This window comes from Roseovarius sp. ZX-A-9 (genome assembly GCF_028369135.1).
Classification (GTDB): Bacteria; Pseudomonadota; Alphaproteobacteria; order Rhodobacterales; family Rhodobacteraceae; genus Roseovarius.
In genome coordinates this window covers 143,666-162,183 of sequence record NZ_JAPWHW010000005.1, presented here as the reverse complement: position 1 = coordinate 162,183, position 18,518 = coordinate 143,666, and the positions used below count along the sequence as shown (strand labels likewise).

General features: G+C 63.4%; 11 protein-coding genes. 6 read left to right on the top strand and 5 right to left on the bottom strand.

Translation table 11 applies throughout. From position 1 onward, the window contains the following. The first annotated feature begins 72 nt into the window (after positions 1–72). Genes O3306_RS06900 through O3306_RS06880 form a run of 5 tightly spaced genes read left to right on the top strand, consistent with a single transcriptional unit; the run spans position 73 to position 4,681 of the window. On the top strand, positions 73–2,127 hold the full coding sequence (locus O3306_RS06900; protein WP_272004899.1) for a TonB-dependent receptor domain-containing protein: 2,055 nt from the start codon (positions 73–75) through the stop codon (positions 2,125–2,127). Further along, positions 2,102–2,986: a MotA/TolQ/ExbB proton channel family protein gene (locus O3306_RS06895; RefSeq protein ID WP_272004897.1), complete on the top strand. Its 885-nt coding sequence runs from the start codon at positions 2,102–2,104 to the stop codon at positions 2,984–2,986. Before O3306_RS06900 ends, O3306_RS06895 begins: the two co-directional genes overlap by 26 nt. A gap of 1 nt (position 2,987) precedes the next feature. Beyond that, positions 2,988–3,371, top strand: coding sequence for an ExbD/TolR family protein (locus O3306_RS06890; RefSeq protein WP_272004895.1), 384 nt, complete (start codon positions 2,988–2,990; stop codon positions 3,369–3,371). A 3-nt stretch (positions 3,372–3,374) separates the two neighbouring features. Then, positions 3,375–3,800, top strand: a complete 426-nt coding sequence (locus O3306_RS06885; protein ID WP_272004894.1) for an ExbD/TolR family protein — start codon at positions 3,375–3,377, stop codon at positions 3,798–3,800. 8 nt (positions 3,801–3,808) lie between these two features. Further along, a complete protein-coding gene (locus tag O3306_RS06880) occupies positions 3,809–4,681 on the top strand; it encodes an energy transducer TonB (RefSeq protein ID WP_272004891.1) in 873 nt (290 codons plus the stop codon). Positions 4,682–4,832: 151 nt separating this feature from the next. Here O3306_RS06880 and O3306_RS06875 read toward each other — a convergent pair whose 3' ends face one another. The 5 genes from O3306_RS06875 to O3306_RS06855 are packed head-to-tail and all read right to left on the bottom strand — an operon-like array spanning position 4,833 to position 10,211. Further along, positions 4,833–6,404, bottom strand: coding sequence for an amino acid adenylation domain-containing protein (locus tag O3306_RS06875; RefSeq protein WP_272004890.1), 1,572 nt, complete (start codon positions 6,402–6,404; stop codon positions 4,833–4,835). Positions 6,405–6,459: 55 nt separating this feature from the next. Then, a complete protein-coding gene (locus O3306_RS06870) occupies positions 6,460–7,572 on the bottom strand; it encodes an SAM-dependent methyltransferase (protein WP_272004888.1) in 1,113 nt (370 codons plus the stop codon). A gap of 3 nt (positions 7,573–7,575) precedes the next feature. Then, a complete protein-coding gene (locus O3306_RS06865; protein ID WP_272004886.1) occupies positions 7,576–8,730 on the bottom strand; it encodes an acyl-CoA dehydrogenase family protein in 1,155 nt (384 codons plus the stop codon). A gap of 25 nt (positions 8,731–8,755) precedes the next feature. Beyond that, positions 8,756–9,010 (bottom strand): phosphopantetheine-binding protein, encoded by a 255-nt coding sequence (locus tag O3306_RS06860; RefSeq protein WP_272004884.1) that lies wholly within the window; start codon positions 9,008–9,010, stop codon positions 8,756–8,758. 25 nt (positions 9,011–9,035) lie between these two features. Beyond that, a complete protein-coding gene (locus O3306_RS06855; protein WP_272004882.1) occupies positions 9,036–10,211 on the bottom strand; it encodes a HupE/UreJ family protein in 1,176 nt (391 codons plus the stop codon). A 229-nt stretch (positions 10,212–10,440) separates the two neighbouring features. On the opposite strand from O3306_RS06855, the gene O3306_RS06850 reads away from it, so the two are divergent. Beyond that, positions 10,441–18,513 (top strand): non-ribosomal peptide synthetase, encoded by an 8,073-nt coding sequence (locus O3306_RS06850; protein ID WP_272004880.1) that lies wholly within the window; start codon positions 10,441–10,443, stop codon positions 18,511–18,513. Positions 18,514–18,518 lie beyond the last annotated feature (5 nt).

Here is an 18,518-nt window from a genome sequence, read left to right as displayed (position 1 = left end):
TGATTTGCCCTGTCGGCGGTGCCTAGGGTGGGTGCGCGCGTTTTTCCAACAAAACCCTGGATGACAATTCGAATGACCCTAAAAAAACACGCGTGCTTCGGCACGACCGTCCTGCTGATGTGCTCGACCTCCAACTTGGCCTTCGCGCAGGAAAGCGATGCGATCACGATCGCGCTCGACCCCATTCTGGTGCAAAACCAGACCATTGCCGACGGCCCCATGTCGACCGTGGTTGACGAGATCGATCTTGGCACGGCCCCTGCGCAGGATGGGGCGGAGGCCTTGCGCTCGGTCCCCGGTGTGACTTCGGGGCGTATGGGTGGTCACGGCCTTGAACTGGTCATCCGCGGCCAGCAGCAAAACCAGCTCAACGTGATCGACGCGGGCTCATTCACCTATGGTGCTTGTCCTAACCGCATGGACCCGCCGACCGCGACGGCGTCGTTCAACCGCGCCGACCGGATCATCGTGGAAAAGGGTTATGCCAGTGTGACACATGGCCCCGGCGGATCAGGCGGGACAGTGATCCTTGAACGCGAAGCGCCGGAGCTGGAGCAGGAAACGCGTTTTTCAGGTGAATTCAGGACCGGCCTTTCCAGCAACGGCGGCAATATCGATCTGGGCGGGCAGTTTACCGTCGATCTGGGCGGCGGATTCTACATGGAGGCCGGCGGAGAGATCAAATCGGCCGATAACTACAAGGACGGTTCGGGACAAAGCGTGCGAAGTTCCTTTGACGAGAAAAGCGCCGGCGTGACCCTTGGGTATTCGGGCAATGGCGCCGATCTGGCTTTCGACGCCGAATACAAATTGGCCGAGGATATGCTTTTCCCCGGTGCGGGCATGGACAGCCCCTTTGACGAGGCGATCACCTACCGTCTGCGCGGTGGCGTGGATGTGGATGCAGGCGCTCTGATCCGCATCGAAGGGGTGCTTTACCATACCGCGGTCGATCACGTGATGGACAACTACTCGCTGCGGCCCGTGGGCGCGATGGCGATGCGCACGCCTGCGACCTCGGACACTCTGGGCGGCAAGCTTGAGGCTCATCTGAGCTTTGGCGCGACCGAGGTTAAGATCGGGCTCGACCATCAGGCCAATAGGCGCGATGCGACAGCCTTTGGCGGGATGCCCGCGATGATTCCCATGCTGGAAGCCGAGAACCCGGCGCGGGCGCAGTTCCTGATCTGGCCGGATACGACGATTGCGCAGACCGGCCTTTATTTCGAGGCCGAGACCGAGATCACCGAGGCGACGCGTCTGAAATACGGCCTGCGCTACGACTATGTCCGGGCCGATGCCGACAAGGCCGCAGTGACGCCCGCGCTCGGCCCCTCGCCGAATGCGCTCTACACCGCGCAGTACGGCACCAACTTCAATTCCGCGCGGGAAGAGCACAACTTTGGCGGATTGCTGCGCCTTGAGCATGAGTTGGATGCCGGCACGCTGTTATTCGCTGGCGTATCGCGGTCTGTGCGAACGGCGGATGCGACCGAGCGTTCGATCGCGCGCATGGGCTGGGTCGGCAACCCCGACATCAATCCGGAAAAGCACTACCAGCTTGATTTCGGGGTGCAGATCGACCGGGGTGCTTGGTATCTCAATGCCAACGCCTATGCGGATTGGGTGGATGACTACATCCTGCGCGATCAGTTCAGCGTTGCGGGAACGACCACCTATCGCAACGTGAATGCCCAACTGGCCGGGGTCGAAATCGCCGCCGGATGGGAAGGGAACGGTTGGGAGATTTGGGGGGACGCCACCTATACCTATGGCGAGAACACCACTGATAACCGCGCGCTGGCGCAGATCCCGCCGTTGCAAGGGCAGGTTTCCGCGGCCTATGGGCGGGATTCGTGGCGCGCCGGTGCGCGCGTAAACTGGGCGACCGAGCAAAGCCGGATCGACCCGGCCCGCGATCCCGGCACAACCTCGGGATACGCCACGCTCGACCTGTTCGGCAGCTACGAACTGAGTGAAGCAGCGAGCCTGCGCGCAGGTGTGAACAACGTCACCAATGAGACCTATGCCAACCACCTCAGCCGCACAAACCTGTTCGACCCTGCCCTGACGCAGGTCAATGAACCCGGGAGGACCATATATGTCTCGCTTGATACGCGGTTCTAGGGCGATTATTGCAGGCGCCCTCTGGGCGTTGCCGCTATCGCTATTTCTTGCCTTGACGATGATGCCGCTGGGCGAGGCCGAGGCGCAGGAGGGAGGCGTAACCGCGCCCTCCGAGCTGCCCCAGGCCGGGCTTGATGTGGCAGAGACAACAGTCATCGAGACTGACCTCGGCCCCGCCCCGGCTGCAGACGGCACGTCCTTGCAGCGCGCGGTGCGGTTCGTGCGTTTGGGCGGGTCTGCGATCTGGGCGATCACCGCGCTTTCGGTCGTGGCCTTGGCCCTGACCCTCTGGAAGATCTGGCGGCTGATGCTGATGGGGGCCTGGAGTGGCGGACGCAATGCCCGCGCCGCAGTGGACCTGTGGGCCTCGGGACAGGAAGTCCAGGCGCTTGCCCTGCTGGAGAGACGGCGAAGTTGCCGGGCCCAACTGATCCGGGCCGCGATGACGGCCCGGCGCGACGCGTCGCTCGATAACACCGGAGAGCGCGCCGAAACCGAACGCGTCGCGCGCAACCTGCTTGCGCGGGCGCGCGTTGGCCTGCGCCCTTTGGAGCTGATCGTGGCGATTGCGCCCCTGCTGGGTCTCCTGGGCACGGTGTTGGGTATGATCGCCGCTTTCCAGGCCCTGCAAGAGGCCGGGAGCCGTGCCGATCCGTCGATGCTTGCCGGCGGGATCTGGGAGGCGTTGTTGACCACGGCCGCAGGCATGGCGGTGGCGATCCCGGCGGCGATGGCGTTGACATGGTTCGAAAGCATTGTCGACCGCCTGCGACTGGAGATGGAGGATGCCGCAACGCGGATATTCCTGCGCCCGACATCGCAGATGGACAAGGCGGCAATGGCGCAGGCGGCTGAGTAGGATGTTCGTTTTCGCTCCCCCGAAGCCGCGCCGCAAGCCCAGCCTGACGCCGATGATCGACGTGGTGTTCCTGTTGCTGGTCTTCTTCATGCTGGCCTCACGCTTCGGCGTGGATACGCATCTGCCGCTGAACGCGGGCGGGGAGGCCGGCGACAGCGCCTATACCGGCCCACCGCGCCTGATCGACATCCTGCCCGACCAGGTTCTGCTCAATGGCCGGAGCGTGGAGCCTGACGCGCTGGCCGCCGCAGTGCTGGAGTTGACGCAGGCTCCGACCGACACGGTCGTTCTGCGGGCGCGGTCCGGCGCCATTCTACAACGCGTGGTCGACGTGATGCAGCAGCTGACCGACGCGGGGCTGAGTACTCTGGTTCTGGTGGAGTAGGATATGCAATTTCCCGATCCCCCGCGCCGAAAGCTACCTGAAAGCATCGTACCGATGATCAACGTGGTGTTCCTGTTGCTGATCTTCTTTCTCATGACCGCGCAAATCGCTCCGCCCGAGCCGTTTGATGTCACGCCGCCTGACGTGACCGGCGACGGCGCACCGGCGGATGGCGCATTCACGCTGTATCTGAGCCGGGATGGTGCGCTGGCTTTTGGCGAAAACATGGACGAAGAGGCCGCGCTGGCCGCGCTTGAGGCCGCAAAAGACAGCTACTGCCAAATCGAGGGGTGTTCGGACAGGGGCGAGCAGCCCCGCTTGGTCCTGAGGGCGGATGCGCACGTGTCGGGCGCGCGACTGGCCGGGCTCATGCCGCGTATCGCACAGGCGGGCTTCCCCGAGATCCAACTGGTAACGGTGTCGGAATGAGGGGGGTGATGGAATTTGGGGTGTTCGTCGCTCTCGCGGCGGGAGCGCATTTGGTGGTCGCGGCCTCTGTGCCGGATCTCAAGGGCGCGCAGGCGGCTGGAAACCAAGGCACCTCGGTTGTGTCGCTTCAAGCCGCCAGCGCCACGGTCGCCGCCATGGTCGAAGTTTGGGAGAGACCGCCCGATCTGGCGGTGGAGCCTGCCGCGCCCGAGACACCGCAATTGGCTACGCCCGTCCCCCAGATTCCACAGGCTCAAACCGATTCACCCCCGCCCATGCAAGCCCCGCAACCCTTGAGCCTCGCCGTCCCGCAATCGGAAAGCCTGCCGAATCGCAGCGTGACGGCCAGCCCGCTGCCGCCTGAGGTGCCGGATCCCCGGCCCGAGACCGAGACTGCACGGCTCGCCGATATTCGCCCGACGGCACGACCCAAGGATTTGGCGCGCCAGGCCCCGGCGCAGGAATCACGCAAGCAGAAAAAGTCGCCGGTCACGTCAAGGTCCAGTGCGCTGCAGAAGGCCAGTGGCCAGGGAAGCGGGGCCAATGCCGGAACGCAAGGCCAGCAGCGCCCCGCGACCTTGAACGCGGGCCAGATCCAGAGCCTGACCGCCCAGTGGGGGGCGAAGGTGCGGCGTAAGATTGAACAGGCAAAGCGATATCCGGCTGGCGCGCGGGGGGCGTCGGGCACAGTTACGGTGCGGATCACCGTGGGCCGTGACGGAAGCCTGCGCGGCGTTTCCCTGGCGGGTTCGTCAGGCCATCAGGTGCTGGACAAGGCCGCACTGCGCGCTGTGCGCGCTTCCCGTCGGTTTCCCTCTGCCCCAAACGGATTGACCAAGCCGAGCTATACATTCACCTTGGCGATGACGTTCAATAGCTAGCGGTTTGCAGGGTTACATGCGCCCTCAACATGTCGAATCATCATTCTGCAATAACGATCCCGCCCCTTACCCCTGATCGGCAGCGGCAGCTTACTCATTTTCATCCAGTTCCACGGTGTCGACCTGCGTAGAGCCAGCAGTGCCGGCGCTCTCAACCCACCTCGTTACCATCGAACCGCGCGGCAAGCGCGCGCCTGTCGATTTTCTGCGAGGTCGTGCGGGGAAAGGCGTCGATGATGTGTACGGCCTGCGGGACGGCATAGGATGGCAAGCGGTCTGCACAATGTCGCAGCAGGTCATTGGCCGAAACAGTGCTGCTGCCGTGCAATGTGACTGCCGCTTCGATAACGGTGCCTTCACGGGCCGTATAACTGCCGGCCTCTTCGACGTTGCCATGCTCGGCAAGCACGGCCTCCACCTCGTCCAATTCGATCCGAAAACCGCGTATCTTGATCTGCCGATCCTTGCGCCCCAGAAACAGCATCCCGTGCGCGCCATCCTCGACCACGATATCGCCGGTCCGATAGAACACGTCTGTGATGTCATCGGTTACGTTGCGGCGATAGAAACAAGCCGCGTTCAGCGCGGGCGCCCGCCAGTAGCCCCGCATTCGCGTCGGTGATCGGATCAGCAATTCGCCAGTTTCACCCGGTGCCACCTGATGATCGTTTTCATCCAGGATCAACGCTTCGGCGATATTCCAGGCGCGCCCGATGGGAATGGTTTCGGTGGTCTCGGTCACGGGCGCATCCACGTGATGATAGGTGCACATGTTCACCTCGGCGGGGCCATAGGAATTGCTGAAACGCGCATGGGGCCATTGCGCCATAAGCGCGCCAAGGTATTTCGGCGGAAAGGGTTCTCCGCCGAAGATCACCCATCGCAGCGTGGACAGGTCGCGCTTGTCCAGAACGCCGCGAAGCAGGAGCTGGGTCAGCGCGTGGGGGGCGGAAAACCAGACCGTCAGGCGCTCTGCCTCCATCAGTTCCGACAGACTTGCGGGCAGCTTGGTGTAGGGTTCGGGGATGATGATTGTCGTGGCCCCGCAGAGCGGTGCGCACAGGTAGTCAAAGAGCGAGATGTCGAAATGCAGGGGCGAGTGGTTGCCGAAGCGGTCGGACGATGTGATGGCGTAGAGATCGGCGATGGCCCGCGCATAACTCAGCCCGCTGGAATGGGTATGCGTGATCCCCTTCGGCGTTCCGGTCGAGCCGGAAGTGTACATGATATAGGCGATATCTTCGGGGGTGACTTTCGCTGATGCGGCGGGCGGTGCCGCCCGGATCGCGTCCCAGCTGATGCTCTGCGCGTCTCCCTCAGGGTCGTCGGACAGACCGATAACGCAGTCGAGCCTGGCCTTGCCATCCAGCAGTGCCTGTACTTGGGCGCGTTTGTCGTTGCCGGTGATCAGATGCCGCACGCCGCAATGCTCCAGCATTGTGGCGACCCTTTCGACCGGCGCGCCGGGATCAATCGGCACATAGGCTGCGCCGGCCTTGAGGATGCCGTAGAGCGCGACCGGCGTTTCAAGTGCCTTGTTCATGTAGATGCCAACGCGGTCGCCGCGCCGCACGCCCTGATCCATCAACACCCCCGCGAGGCGGGAGCTCAGGGTCGCCAGCGCCTGATAGGTCAGGCTATTGCCCAGAAACCGAAATGCCTCCCGGTTCGGATCGCGGGAGGCAGATCGGTCGACCATCTCGTGCAGAAAATTCACTCTCATCGTGTTCTTTCCTCAAGATCCTGCCTGCCCGGCACGCCGCGGTGCGGTGGATTTATCAACAATACCAGACATGTGCGACCGTCAGCGCATTGGCGGCAAAGACTGGCACGGAAAGGTCGGGGTGCAGACCCGGTGCCAGCGGCGATTGTTCATGTACCAGAATGCGGGCGCCGGGGCGCAGATTCCCGCGCAGCCGGTCGAGCAGAGGTTTCAGAATGGTCATCGGCTGGAATAGAAAGGCGACCGTGGCCTCGGAAATATCCGTGTCGGCGGCATCGCCGGTGATGATGCGGACGCGGCCCGAAACGCCTGCGGCCTGCGCGGTCGCGCGCGCAATCCCGGCAAGCTCCGCGTCCCGTTCCACGCCGACCGCCTCACAGTTCCGGCTCTGCGCAGCTGCGGTCACGACCCGGCCATCGCCGCATCCGAAATCGAACAACGTATCAACGTCGGAGACGCCAGCGATATCGAGCAGTTGCGCGACGAGGGGGAGGGGGGTGCCCAAGTTGATGCCGGGGTCATAGCGACCGGGAGCCACCTGTCCGGCCCGCCCGTGCAGGATTTTGCGGAGCACCCGAGCCGGTTTTATCGCGAAATAGGCGGGCCAGAGCCATGCGGGCGGTGATGCGGTGGCAAAATCCGCAAGTCCCGGCGACAGGACACGTCGGATACAGCCCATTGTGCGCGGCAAAGGCGCGCCCCAGCGGAGCGTCATCCGCGTCGTGACGGCATCGCGTTTCATCAGGGCAAGCTCGCCATGCGTGTACCGCAGCGCGCGGAGTGCTGCAGGCCCGATGCCGTTCGGGATGGCGTAACCCTCTGCGGCGGCTGCCCGCAGCGCGGCTTCGATCTGGTTCGGGGGGATCTGCTGGGTGAACTGCTGAAACTGCGCAGGCACGGCCTGTTCGGGGCGCGCCGAAAACCCCATTGCCGCAAGGCGCGCGATGATCGCTTGCTGCGCCTGCCGGATGTCCGATGCGATTGCCGCGAGGGTTGCGGCTGCCGCCAACACCGTGGGCCGTGCATCGTCTGGCAGGGCTACGGGCGGCAGCGCCAGCAGCGACTCTACCTCCCGGTGCAGCCGGTGGGCATGTATTGCCTTGATAAGGCGATCATTCACCTCGGCCTTTGACAGCGGTGCAGAAGGTGCCGCAGGCGGATCAGCCATCCGTCAGTCCAGCAGCCGGGCGATGATCTGGCGCTGGATATCGGATGTTCCGGAATAAATCAGCCCGCCGGTCGCATCGCGCAGGTTACGCTCGATTCCGTCGGCGCTCAGATACCCCCGGCCACCGAAAATACGGACCGCATCAAGGCTCGACGCGGCAAATGCTTCGGATATGTGCAGCTTGGCCATGGCGGCTTCCAGCGCCGAGGGCCGCCCCATGTCCTTGAGCCACGCGGCGCGATACAGGAGCAGGCGCGATGTTTCGACGCGCAGACGCATCTCGGCCAGACGGTTTGACACGGACTGGTTCTCGCCGATGGGCGTGCCAAAGGTTTCGCGGTTTCGGGAATAGGCTACGCATTCGTCCAGTTGTCGCGCCATTGCCCCCACATGGCTGCTGAAGATAAAGCTGCGCTCCCACTCCATCGTGTGCTGGAAAATGCTCATGCCTGCGCCGACCGGGCCCAGACGCCGGTCTTCGGGCACCCAGCAATCGGTCAGGCGCAGCCCGCCGAGCGGCACCGACCGCAGGCCCATCTTTTCTTCGGGCTGGCCGCGCTCAAACCCCGCATCGCCCGCTTCGACCAGAAAGGCCGAGACACCCCACGCGCCATGATCCGGCGTCGTGCTGGCAAAGACGAGCGCCAGATCGCAGTCGGGGCCCATGCCGATATACGCCTTGGTGCCGTTCAGGACATAACCGCCATCGCAGGCCTCGGCGGTGGTTTTCAGGCTCATGGCGTCAGAGCCTGTTTCAAGCTCGGTCAGCCCATGCGCGCCGACCAAACGCCCGTCGATGAGGCCCGGCACGTATTTGCGCTTCTGCGCGTCTGTCCCAAAGCTGAGGATCGGTTTCAGAACCGCCCAAATCTGGCCGTTGATTCCAAGGGTCAGGCCATTGTCCGCGCAGCCCCGGCCAATCGCTTCGAGCGCCATGATCGTGGTCAGGGTGCTATGCCCCGCGCCGCCGTATTCCTGCGGAATACAAAGGCCGAACAGGCCGAAATCCGCACATTTCTGCCATAGGCCACGCCATCCGGCCTCTTGGCCCGCGCCGTGCCTGTCCCGTTCGGCCAGTCCGGCGTTCAGGGTGCTTTCCGCGAATTCCCGTGCGGAGGCGCAGAGCGCGCGCTGCTCATCGGTTGGGTCGAAACTCATCCCTTCGCTACGCTCCGCCATCCGCTCAGACCTTTTCACGGGCGAGATATGCCGCCATTGCATCAATGCTCGCCAGATTGGTCACGGTGATGTCCTCGGGCGGGATGGTGATCCCGAATTCCATCTCGAGGAAAGCCACCAGACGCATCACCGACAGCGAATCAAGTAACCCGCTGAGCAGCAATTCATCGCTGTCCTGGAACTCGTGCCCGGCAAGCGGCGAACTGGCGAGATACGCTCGGATGGCCGCACGGGCCTGTGCGTTGTCAGTCTTGGTCATATTTAAGTTCCGTTCTTGGCAACGCTCAGGTCAGCAGGCTTAAAACAGACATGTTGATCCCGAAGGCCCGCTCGACAAACCAGTAGAGCGCGATCAGGATCAACAGGGCCGAGCCGCCATATAGCACCACCGGTATGTAGAGCCGCGACTTTCTCAGCATGTAGAGGATCGGGAAACAGGCCACAACAAATGTGATCTGCCCCAGTTCGACACCGATGTTGAAGGCCAGCAGCGTGACGACGATGTTGGATGGCTCGACGCCGTAAGGGGCCAGCACGTTGGCAAAGCCCATCCCGTGCAGCAGCCCGAAGCCAAAGATCACCACCCAAATCTGGCGGCGGGGCGCTGCAACGAGGTTCGCAGCGGCAGCAATGGCGATGGAGACCGCGATCAGGGATTCGACCAATCGTTCGGGCAGCCTCAGGATTTCGAGTGCGGCAAGGCTCAGCGTGATTGAATGCGCGATGGTAAACAACGTCACGACCGCGAGCACATTGAGCAGGGCCGGGCGCAGCCCGTCCACCCTTTCCCAATGCCTGTTGCGGAACACCAGAACCGCAGGAAAGAGCAATGCGAGCAGAAACAGAAGGTGGTCAAGACCGATCAGGATATGTTTGACGCCGTAGATGACGAAGCTCTTGAACAGGTCGGCTGCGGCGGTTCCGGTCAGGTCAATCTTGCGCCGGTCGCTCCCGGAGGCGAAAATCAGCGTATGCCGCGCTTCGTTGCCCTCAAGGCCCGAACGTGCATTGCTCTCGATGGCCAGCAAGATCGGGTGTTCTGGTCCGCCATCCGCGTAGTAGGGATGGTGTTCGATTTCGATCGTGTCTGGCAGCGCGGTGTTGATGGCGGTGGTGAATTTGATGCGCGCGAAGGTTCCGAACCCCACCGGGAGAAAATCGTGACCGGTAATTTCGATAGGATAGCTCTGTGCGCCAATGAAAAAAGTCAGATCAGACTGTAGTCGCGCGTAGGCATCCGCGCTATGGGCGTCGAACTCCTGCTCCGTGATGACGCCATCCCCGTCATCGTCGAGCGCCATGGAATTACCCAGGTCGTTCAGCAGTATTTCAAAACGCCCGGAAACCGAAGTTTCGCCGATGTTCAGGTACACATAGCTTTCACCTGTTCTATGTGCTGCTGCCAGTGTCGGCGCCAGCGCAGCAACCAGGATCAGATAGATCAGCCGTCTTAAAATCAAAATAAAACAGCCTTTTCATTAGCTTATGATCTTTGATGGGGCGTGGAAAGTAATCGAGACAGCAGTTTAGTCAAATCCCCTGCAGGAACAAGACTCAATCATGGGCTGTACTGATCCCGATATGGTGCGTAATGCACTTTTGAACGGGCTCGTAAATCGGGTATCCAAGCCTTCTTGCAAATTGGGATTTCGTCTAAGGTCATGTGTCACGCAACCCGGGAGAATTCCAGTGGATGGGTCTGAGCAGACTGATCTGGCGGTGGCAGACCCGCCGCGTCAGATCGAAGTGCCGCTATCTGCGATGCAGCGGGTACTCTGGGCGTCCCAGACACGGCATCCGGACGCGCCTGTCCAAAACATGGCATTGCTTGCGCATTTGGATGGCGCCATCGATAACGACCGGTTCGTACGGGCCTTTGGTACGGTTGTTCAGGCGTCGGATGCCTTGCGTACCCGGATGACGCCTGCGGGTGGTGCGGCGGCCGTGGTTCTGGCTGATCCGCCACGTCCGGCCGAGGTGATACCGCTGGCGCGAGGCAAGGTGGCCGAGTGGGCGCGGCGGCGATCTGCGCGGCCGCTCGACATGGGTGTTTGCGGTTATGACAGCGTCTTGCTGCGGCACGAGGACGACACGGCGTCGTGGTATCTCAACATTCACCATACTCTCACCGATGCTGCCAGTTCCGCGCTTGTGTTTGAGGCGACCGCCGCGGCCTACGGCGGAGATGGCGCGCTCGGGGAGGTGTCTTACCATGGCTGGGTTGCGGCGCTGCCGCGTGCGCCTGATCCGATGGTGCAGCGCGCGTTGCAGCACTGGAGAAAGCGTGTTCCGGCACCGCGCCCCGGTGGGTTTTACCCAGCGTCCGACCTGCCGACGCCTTGCGCGTCGCAGGTGGCCGTTCCGCTTTCGGATGAGATACGCGATCTGCTGGAGACACGCGAAAAAGGTGTTTATGCTCTCCCTTTCGGCAACCTGTCGCATACGGTGCTGCTGACAGCGGCGTTGGCTCTGTTGATCCACCGGGTCAGCGGCGATTGCCAGTTTTCCATTGGTCTGCCCGTCAGCCACCGGACCAGTGCGGCCTCGCGCCGCTGTATCGGCGCGCTTGTCGAGGTGTTTCCGATGGATATCGAGATTGTCGTGGGCGAGACGCATGCGGCGTTTCATCGACGGGTTGCGGCGGCTGTTTTCGACACGCTCAAATTCGCGATCCCCGGAACCAGCCCCGCGCCTGACTACGCGGCGCTGGTCAACGTTCTGCCGCCCGAAACCGCACCGACGCAGTTCTGCGATATCCCGGCCCGCGTGCAGTGGTTGCATTGTGGCGCGATGGATGCGGGGCAGGCGTTGCGGTTGCATTCGACCCTATATGCCGATGCGCAGGGGCGCACGCCCGACCGCTTCGACCTAGTGCTGGACATCGGGCACGGTGCGGCGGGCGATGGCTATCGCGACCGGATCGCGGAGCATCTGCAAGCGATCTTGCGCGCCCTGCTGGATGATCCCGAGAGCCCACTGGGGGCGGTGCCAATCTGTGGCGCGGCGGATGCGGCCTTGATTGCCGAATGGGAAGCCGCCCCGGATTTCGATGGCGCGGCAGTGCTGCTGCCTGAGCGCCTGAAAGCGGCGCTGGCTGGCAATTCTGCGGTCGTGATCGAGCAGGACGATATCGCACTGACCGGGGACGCGTTGTGGCAATGGGCGTGCGGGGTGGCCGCATCGATCGGCCAGACGTGCCAACCGGGAGCGCGGATCGGCGTCGCGCTGGGCCCGTCCATTCAGGCGGTGGCCGCGATCTACGGCATCCTGCTGGCCGGGGCGTCCTTTGTTCCCATCGACCCGACCCAGCCTGAGGCGCGGCGCAGGAAGCTGGCTGAACGGGCGGGGCTTGCCCATGTGTTCACCTCTGCCGATCAGGTCGACGGGTTGCGCACCCACGCCGCCGCCCCGCTAGCGGCGGTCAGCGATGAAAGCGAAGCCTACCTGCTGTTCACGTCCGGCTCTGCCGGGGAGCCGAAGGGCGTGCCGATCACCCATCTGGGGCTGGCGCGTTACGTCCGCTTCGCGCTCGCGTCCTATTTCGACGCAGCGGAACCACCTGTTGCGTCACTATTCGGCTCGCTGACATTCGATCTGACCCTGACGACGGTTTTTGCCCCGATCCTTGCCGGGGGGCGGCTGGTTGTCTGTCCCGGCAGCGGCGCCGAGGCGATGGCGCAGATCGCCGCCACGCCCGCGATCACATGGTGCAAGGCGACACCCTCGCACCTAAAGATCCTGACCCGGCTCATGGGTAGGGGACATGCGCTGCAAACGCTGGTGGTGGGGGGTGAAGCATTTGCCATGCGCATTGCCGAGGATTTGCGCAGTGCCAACTCCGGTATCGGAATCTTCAACGAATATGGCCCGACCGAAGCTGTGGTCGGCTGCATGATCTACCGCCTTGGTGCGGATTTGGCCGGCAGTGATGTGTTGATCGGAAAACCGGCCCCCGGCACAACACTGCGGATCGTCGACCGCTATGACCAGCGCGTGCCTGTGGGGGTTGCGGGCGAATTGCTGATTTCGCATCCCGGTGTGATGGCCGGATACCTGGGCGACACGGGGCGCGGACCTTTCGTGGAACTGGACGGCATGCGCTACTACCGGTCGGGCGATATCGTGCGACTTCGCAATGATGGTGAGCTGGAGTATCTCGGGCGCTTTGACACGCAGATCAAGGTTGGCGGCATCCGTATCGACCTGACCGAGATCGAACACGCGCTGAGTTGTCATCCGTCGGTCGCGAATGTCGCCGCGGGCTGCTGGGCGCCCTCGCCGAAACCTGTGCGCGTGTATTGCGCGCGCTGCGGGTTGCCGGATGATGTGCCGGGTATTGCCTTCGATGATGCGCAGATATGCCAGACCTGTCGCGAGTATGACCGCGTTGCGCCGGTCGCTCGTAGCTGGTTCCGGACCGAGGAGGATCTGGCCGCCAGGCAAACCGCGGCCCGCGCGTCCGCAACGGGCAAATATGACTGCATGCACCTGCTGAGCGGCGGCAAGGATTCCACCTATGCGCTCTACCGCCTGATCGATCTGGGGTTCACGCCCTACGCCCTGACGCTCGACAATGGCTATATCTCGGAGCAGGCCAAGGACAACATCCGCCGCATCGTGAATGAGCTGGGCATTGACCACGAGTTCGCGACCACCCCGGCGATGAACGCCATTTTCCGAGACTCTCTGGCGTCGCATTCCAACGTCTGCAATGGCTGTTTCAAGACCATCTACACGCTGGCCACCAATCGCGCGCTGGAGCTGGGTATCCCGTTGATCGTCACGGGCCTGTCGCGCGGGCAGCTTTTCGAGACGCGGCTGATACCGCAACAGTTCGCGCTGGACCGGTTCGACCCCGATGCCATCGATCGGGCCGTGCTGAAGGCGCGGCGCAGCTATCACCGCATCGACGACGCCGCGAACCGGCTGCTGGATACCCGTGCCTTTCGGGATGACGCGGTGTTCGAGCAGGTCGAATACCTGGATTTCTATCGCTACGTCGATGTCGATCTCACGACGATGCTGGCGTACCTCGCGGATCGCACCCCCTGGCTGCGGCCCGAGGATACCGGCCGGTCAACCAACTGCCTGATCAACGCCGCAGGAATCCACACCCACAAGATCGAGCAGGGCTATCACAACTACGCGGTTCCCTATGCCTGGGATGTGCGTCTGGGGCACAAGACCCGCGACGAGGCGATGGCAGAGCTGGACGACGATCTGGACGCGGATGATGTGGCGCGCATGTTGTCAGAGATCGGCTATGATCCCGCGCCACGCCAGACCCTGACCGCCTGGGTCAAGCTGGCCGAAGGTGTGACGCAGGCGCCTTCGGCGGCCGAATTTCGGGCCTTTCTGGCGCAAACCCTGCCAGCCCATGCGATTCCAGCCGCGTTCGTGGCGGTTCCGGAGTTTTCGCTGACCCGCAATGGCAAGCTCGACATGGCTGCGCTGCCGGGGCCGGATCGGATCCATCGCCATACGTTGGAGCCGGTTGCCGCGCCATCGAATAGCACCGAGGAAGTGATCATAGCGGCATGGGAGAAGCAACTGCGGATCGAGCCTATCGGGATCGATGACAGTTTCTTTGCGCTTGGCGGCGATTCGCTGGCCGCGCTTGAGATGATCGTGCGGCTGAGTGCCGAGTTCGGTGCGCGCATCCGCGAGGATCTGGCCTTTACCCACACCACGCCGCGCGCGCTCGCTGAAGAGATCGACCGGCTGATGGCATCCGAAGGGGCGGCTCGGCCCGCTGCGGCGGCGCCGGAAATCACGCGGCTGCTCGAAGACGATGTCCCGCCGCTGTCGGTGGGCGAGCAGACGCTGCTCTTTGACCAACGGGCGCGGCCTGATGCGCTGATGTACAATGTGGCGCGGGTTTTTCATGTCGCGGGCACAGTAGATGCGCCCCGGTTCGAGGCAGCGTTGCGGGCGGTCGCGCCGCAGCATCAACCGCTGTCATGGAGCTATGGAACACCGCGCCGCAAGCTGGGGCGGGACGAGGCAATCGAGGTCGTGACCTCTCGCGATGCGATCGTGGTGGAGGCCGTCCCGGAGGCCATTTCGGCATTCCAGATCACGCCGTTTGATCTGTCGGATGGCCCGTTGTTGCGGTGCCTGATACAGCCGGTGCGGGATGGGTCGACGGTGATCACCTTTGCGATCCACCATGTGAGTGGCGATCACGACAGCTTTGATCAGCTGTGGGCGCAGATCATCGACGTGCTGGCGGGCCACCCGGCACCCGAATTGCGAACCGATTACGCATCTTTCTGCGCTTGGCAGGTTGAAACGGGGCAGGCGGCGCATCGAGCGTTCTGGTTCGAGTCCGGGACGCAGACGCCGGCCTCGGCTCTGCTCTGCGAAACTGCTGCACCGGGTGCGCCGGACGGTTTTGTGACGCGCCGCAGTTCACTGTCGCCAGATGAAGTGCGCGCTGCGAACGAAAGGCCGGTGTCGCTGTCTCTGGCAGCGACCGCCGCAGGGTTGCGCCCCTACATGGCTGGCAGTGATCTGGAGATCGGCATTGTCGCCTCTACCCGTGACCACCCGGATGCACAGCCGCTTTTCGGATATCTTCTCAATCCGTTGCCTGTCAGGCTCGATTGCGCGCGGGGGACGACAATTGCGGCGTTGGCGCAGCAGGCGGGGCTCGCGGTCGGGCGTGCGTTGCCGCACCGGTCCTATCCCATCAGCCAAATCCTGGATGACAGGCGGGCCGCCGGACTGGCGGCGGAGCCGCTGCGCGTGTTGGTCGCCTATGACGATGCGATCCCCACCGAACTGGATGGTAAGCCCGTCACGCAACGGGTTGCGTTCAACGGTTCTGCGGTGACGGATCTTTCGATCTTTGTCGAGCTGCGGAAGGATACCGTGGATGTCGGTATCGAATATTCAGGCGCAAAGATCAGCCGGGACGTGGCAAACGCGATGCTGGCACGGGTAGAAGATGCCCTGTGCCGCGCCGTTCGATCGCCAACCGACACTGTAAACCGTGTTGGCGATGGCGCGATGGACCGGAGCGTGCTGATCGGGCCGCCGGTGCGCGATCCCCGGCTTGTCCTCGACCGGATACTTGAGAATGTAGAGAAAAATCCGGCTGCGACAGCAGTGACCTGCGGCGGGCAGAGCATCAGCTGGACGCAACTGAGCCAGTGGTCGGATGCCATCGCCGCGCGGCTGCGGGCCGCGGGCGTTGGCGCGGGCGACCGGGTGATCGTCTGCAAGGCCCGCTCGGCGCATCTGATCGCTGCGATGCTGGGTGTGCTTCGGGCGGGAGGCGTCTATGTCCCGGTCGATCCCAGCTATCCGCCTGAGCGTATCCGAACGATCGTGGTGGGCGCGAAGGCGCGTCTTGCCATCGTGGATGACCCGGCGGCGGTGGCGGGGGGAATAGACATTCCCTGCCTTGGTGTTACGGAAAATGGCATTGATGGCGCTGGATGGAATGGCCAGAGGGCGCCTTTGCCCAGCCCGAAGGCCGACGATGCGGCCTACCTGATCTTCACGTCCGGATCGACGGGCACGCCGCGCGGGGTCAGCATCACCCACCGGCAGGTATCGGACAGCACCAATGCACGCGACATTTTCTACGATGCCCCGCCATCCCGCTTCGCAATGCTGTCTAGCTTTGCGTTTGACAGCAGTATCGCCGGGCTGTTCTGGACGCTTGCGACGGGTGGCACGCTCGTGCTGCCGACCGAGCAGGAGGCGCGGGATGTGGATGCGCTGGCGCGGCTTCTGACCGGTGCGACACATACGCTCTGCGTTCCCACGCTCTATAACGCGATGCTGGATCGGCGCGACCCGGCAGAGCCATGGCCGACACATGTCATTGTCGCAGGCGAGGCCTGTCCCGTGACCACGTTGACGCGCCATTTCGAAGCGGTCCCCGGATCGGCCCTGACCAACGAATACGGCCCCACAGAAGCGACGGTCTGGGCAACAGCGCATAAATGCAAGCCGACCGACAGCGTCGTCCTGTCCGGCCGTCCGGTCGCGGGGGCGTGGGTGGCCGTGGTCGATGCCGAGGACAATATCCTGCCCAGCGGCGTGCCGGGGCATTTGATCATCGGCGGCGCAGGCGTGGCAGATGGCTATGCGGAAAACCCCGCCGCGACGGCAGAGCGATTTGGCGCGTGCGCGGATCATTCGGCTTTTGCCGAGTTGCCGGGGCCGCGCTATTTCCGAACCGGTGACCGCGCCGTCATCTGCGATGGGCAGCTTGTCTATCTTGGCAGGAGCGATGACCAGATCAATATCGGTGGTGCGCGGATCGAGCCGGGGGAGGTGGAAAACACCCTTCTGCGGACCCGGATGATACCGGCAGTGGTTGTCACCGCAGCGGATGTTCGGCCTTTGCCCGAACTGCTGCGCACGCTGCCTGCCGAAACCATCGCCACGGCGATGCAGAAGGCTGGCACAAGCGATGATCCGGCGACCGCGCTGATGCGGTTATTGCAACGCGAAGGGCTGGCCGACATGCGTCTGGTTGCTCATGTCGAACATCGCGGCCCGCTGGATGTCGGCGCGTTGCGCGCAGCGGCGACGCGATATTTGCCGCCTCATTTGCGCCCGGCGATCTATGTCGCCCATGACCGGCTACCACGCACCCCGAACGGCAAGCTCGACCGCATCGCTGCGGCCGAGCTGCCGATCATCGAGGAGGCGCAGCCCGCCCCTTCGGCGCACGCTGCGGCCGCGCCGGATGACGCTGTGGTGGCAAAGCTGACGGAGTTGTTCCGGCACGAACTGCGCAGCCTGGCTTTCGGGCCGCAGGATTCGCTTTTCGATAATGGCGGCAACTCTCTGGCGGCGATCCGGCTGCTGTTGGCGATCGAGAAAGAGTTCGGAGTCCGGCTGGCGACCACTGTTCTATACGAAGCGCCGAGCCCGGCCGCGCTTGCCACGCATCTGGGACTTGGAGAGGGCAATGACGGGCAGGCGCCGATTTTCATCGTGCCCTGCGATGTCGGATACACCGCACCGCCGCCCGCGTTTCATCTGGCGCTGACCGCGCATCGGCCAGTCAAGTACCTGGAGCATCCCTGCATGCGCCCCGGCACGCCGCCGATCTGGACATTGACAGAGCTTGCGCAGATCTATGTTGGCCAGATCGAAAAGCGGTGGCCGACCGGGCCGATCCTGCTGAGTGCATTCTGCATCGGCGCCTATGTCGCCACCGAGATTGCACGCCAGTTTGCCGCTAAGGGGCGCCCGATCACGCATCTGGTCCTGCTTGACCCGAATATCCCGCGTCTGCAGGTCATGCGCATGCGTCTGGAAGCCGGCCTGCCGAACACCCTCACGGCCAAGACCTTTGCAGGGCGCGCGATCGACCTGTGCGATCGGGCGATCAACGCACGACTGCTGGGCGGCGACGGGTATCTGCGGGGAGACCGGCGGCGATCCAAGGCGCTGCGGGCCTATGGGATCTATGTATCGATGCGCTATCTGCGCCGGTTCAACGGCGCCCCGGAGCATATGAGCCTCGATTACTGGGCGCGTGGCCTGATGTTGTCGGCGGCAGCCTATGACGACCTCGCACCCTACACTGACCACGTCGATATTGTCGCCTCCGAAGAGCACCGCGCGATCTTCGAGAGAAGCCCCGAGTTCCTGCAGGCGATCCTGCCGGATCGTACCATCCACTACGTCGAGGACACGCACTGGGATATCGGCATGACGGCCAAAACCGCGCGCCGCGTGTCCGATTGTTTTGAGGCCGCGTTTGACGGAATCGCCAGAAAGTCGGCAGGCTGAACGCC

Bases quoted from the DNA above. Each gene is read 5' to 3' on its own strand.
- O3306_RS06900 (WP_272004899.1), top strand. From the start codon at position 73: ATGACCCTAAAAAAACACGCGTGCTTCGGCACGACCGTCCTGCTGATG.
- O3306_RS06895 (WP_272004897.1), top strand. From the start codon at position 2,102: ATGTCTCGCTTGATACGCGGTTCTAGGGCGATTATTGCAGGCGCCCTC.
- O3306_RS06890 (WP_272004895.1), top strand. From the start codon at position 2,988: ATGTTCGTTTTCGCTCCCCCGAAGCCGCGCCGCAAGCCCAGCCTGACG.
- O3306_RS06885 (WP_272004894.1), top strand. From the start codon at position 3,375: ATGCAATTTCCCGATCCCCCGCGCCGAAAGCTACCTGAAAGCATCGTA.
- O3306_RS06880 (WP_272004891.1), top strand. From the start codon at position 3,809: ATGGAATTTGGGGTGTTCGTCGCTCTCGCGGCGGGAGCGCATTTGGTG.
- O3306_RS06875 (WP_272004890.1), bottom strand. From the start codon at position 6,404: ATGAGAGTGAATTTTCTGCACGAGATGGTCGACCGATCTGCCTCCCGC.
- O3306_RS06870 (WP_272004888.1), bottom strand. From the start codon at position 7,572: ATGGCTGATCCGCCTGCGGCACCTTCTGCACCGCTGTCAAAGGCCGAG.
- O3306_RS06865 (WP_272004886.1), bottom strand. From the start codon at position 8,730: ATGAGTTTCGACCCAACCGATGAGCAGCGCGCGCTCTGCGCCTCCGCA.
- O3306_RS06860 (WP_272004884.1), bottom strand. From the start codon at position 9,010: ATGACCAAGACTGACAACGCACAGGCCCGTGCGGCCATCCGAGCGTAT.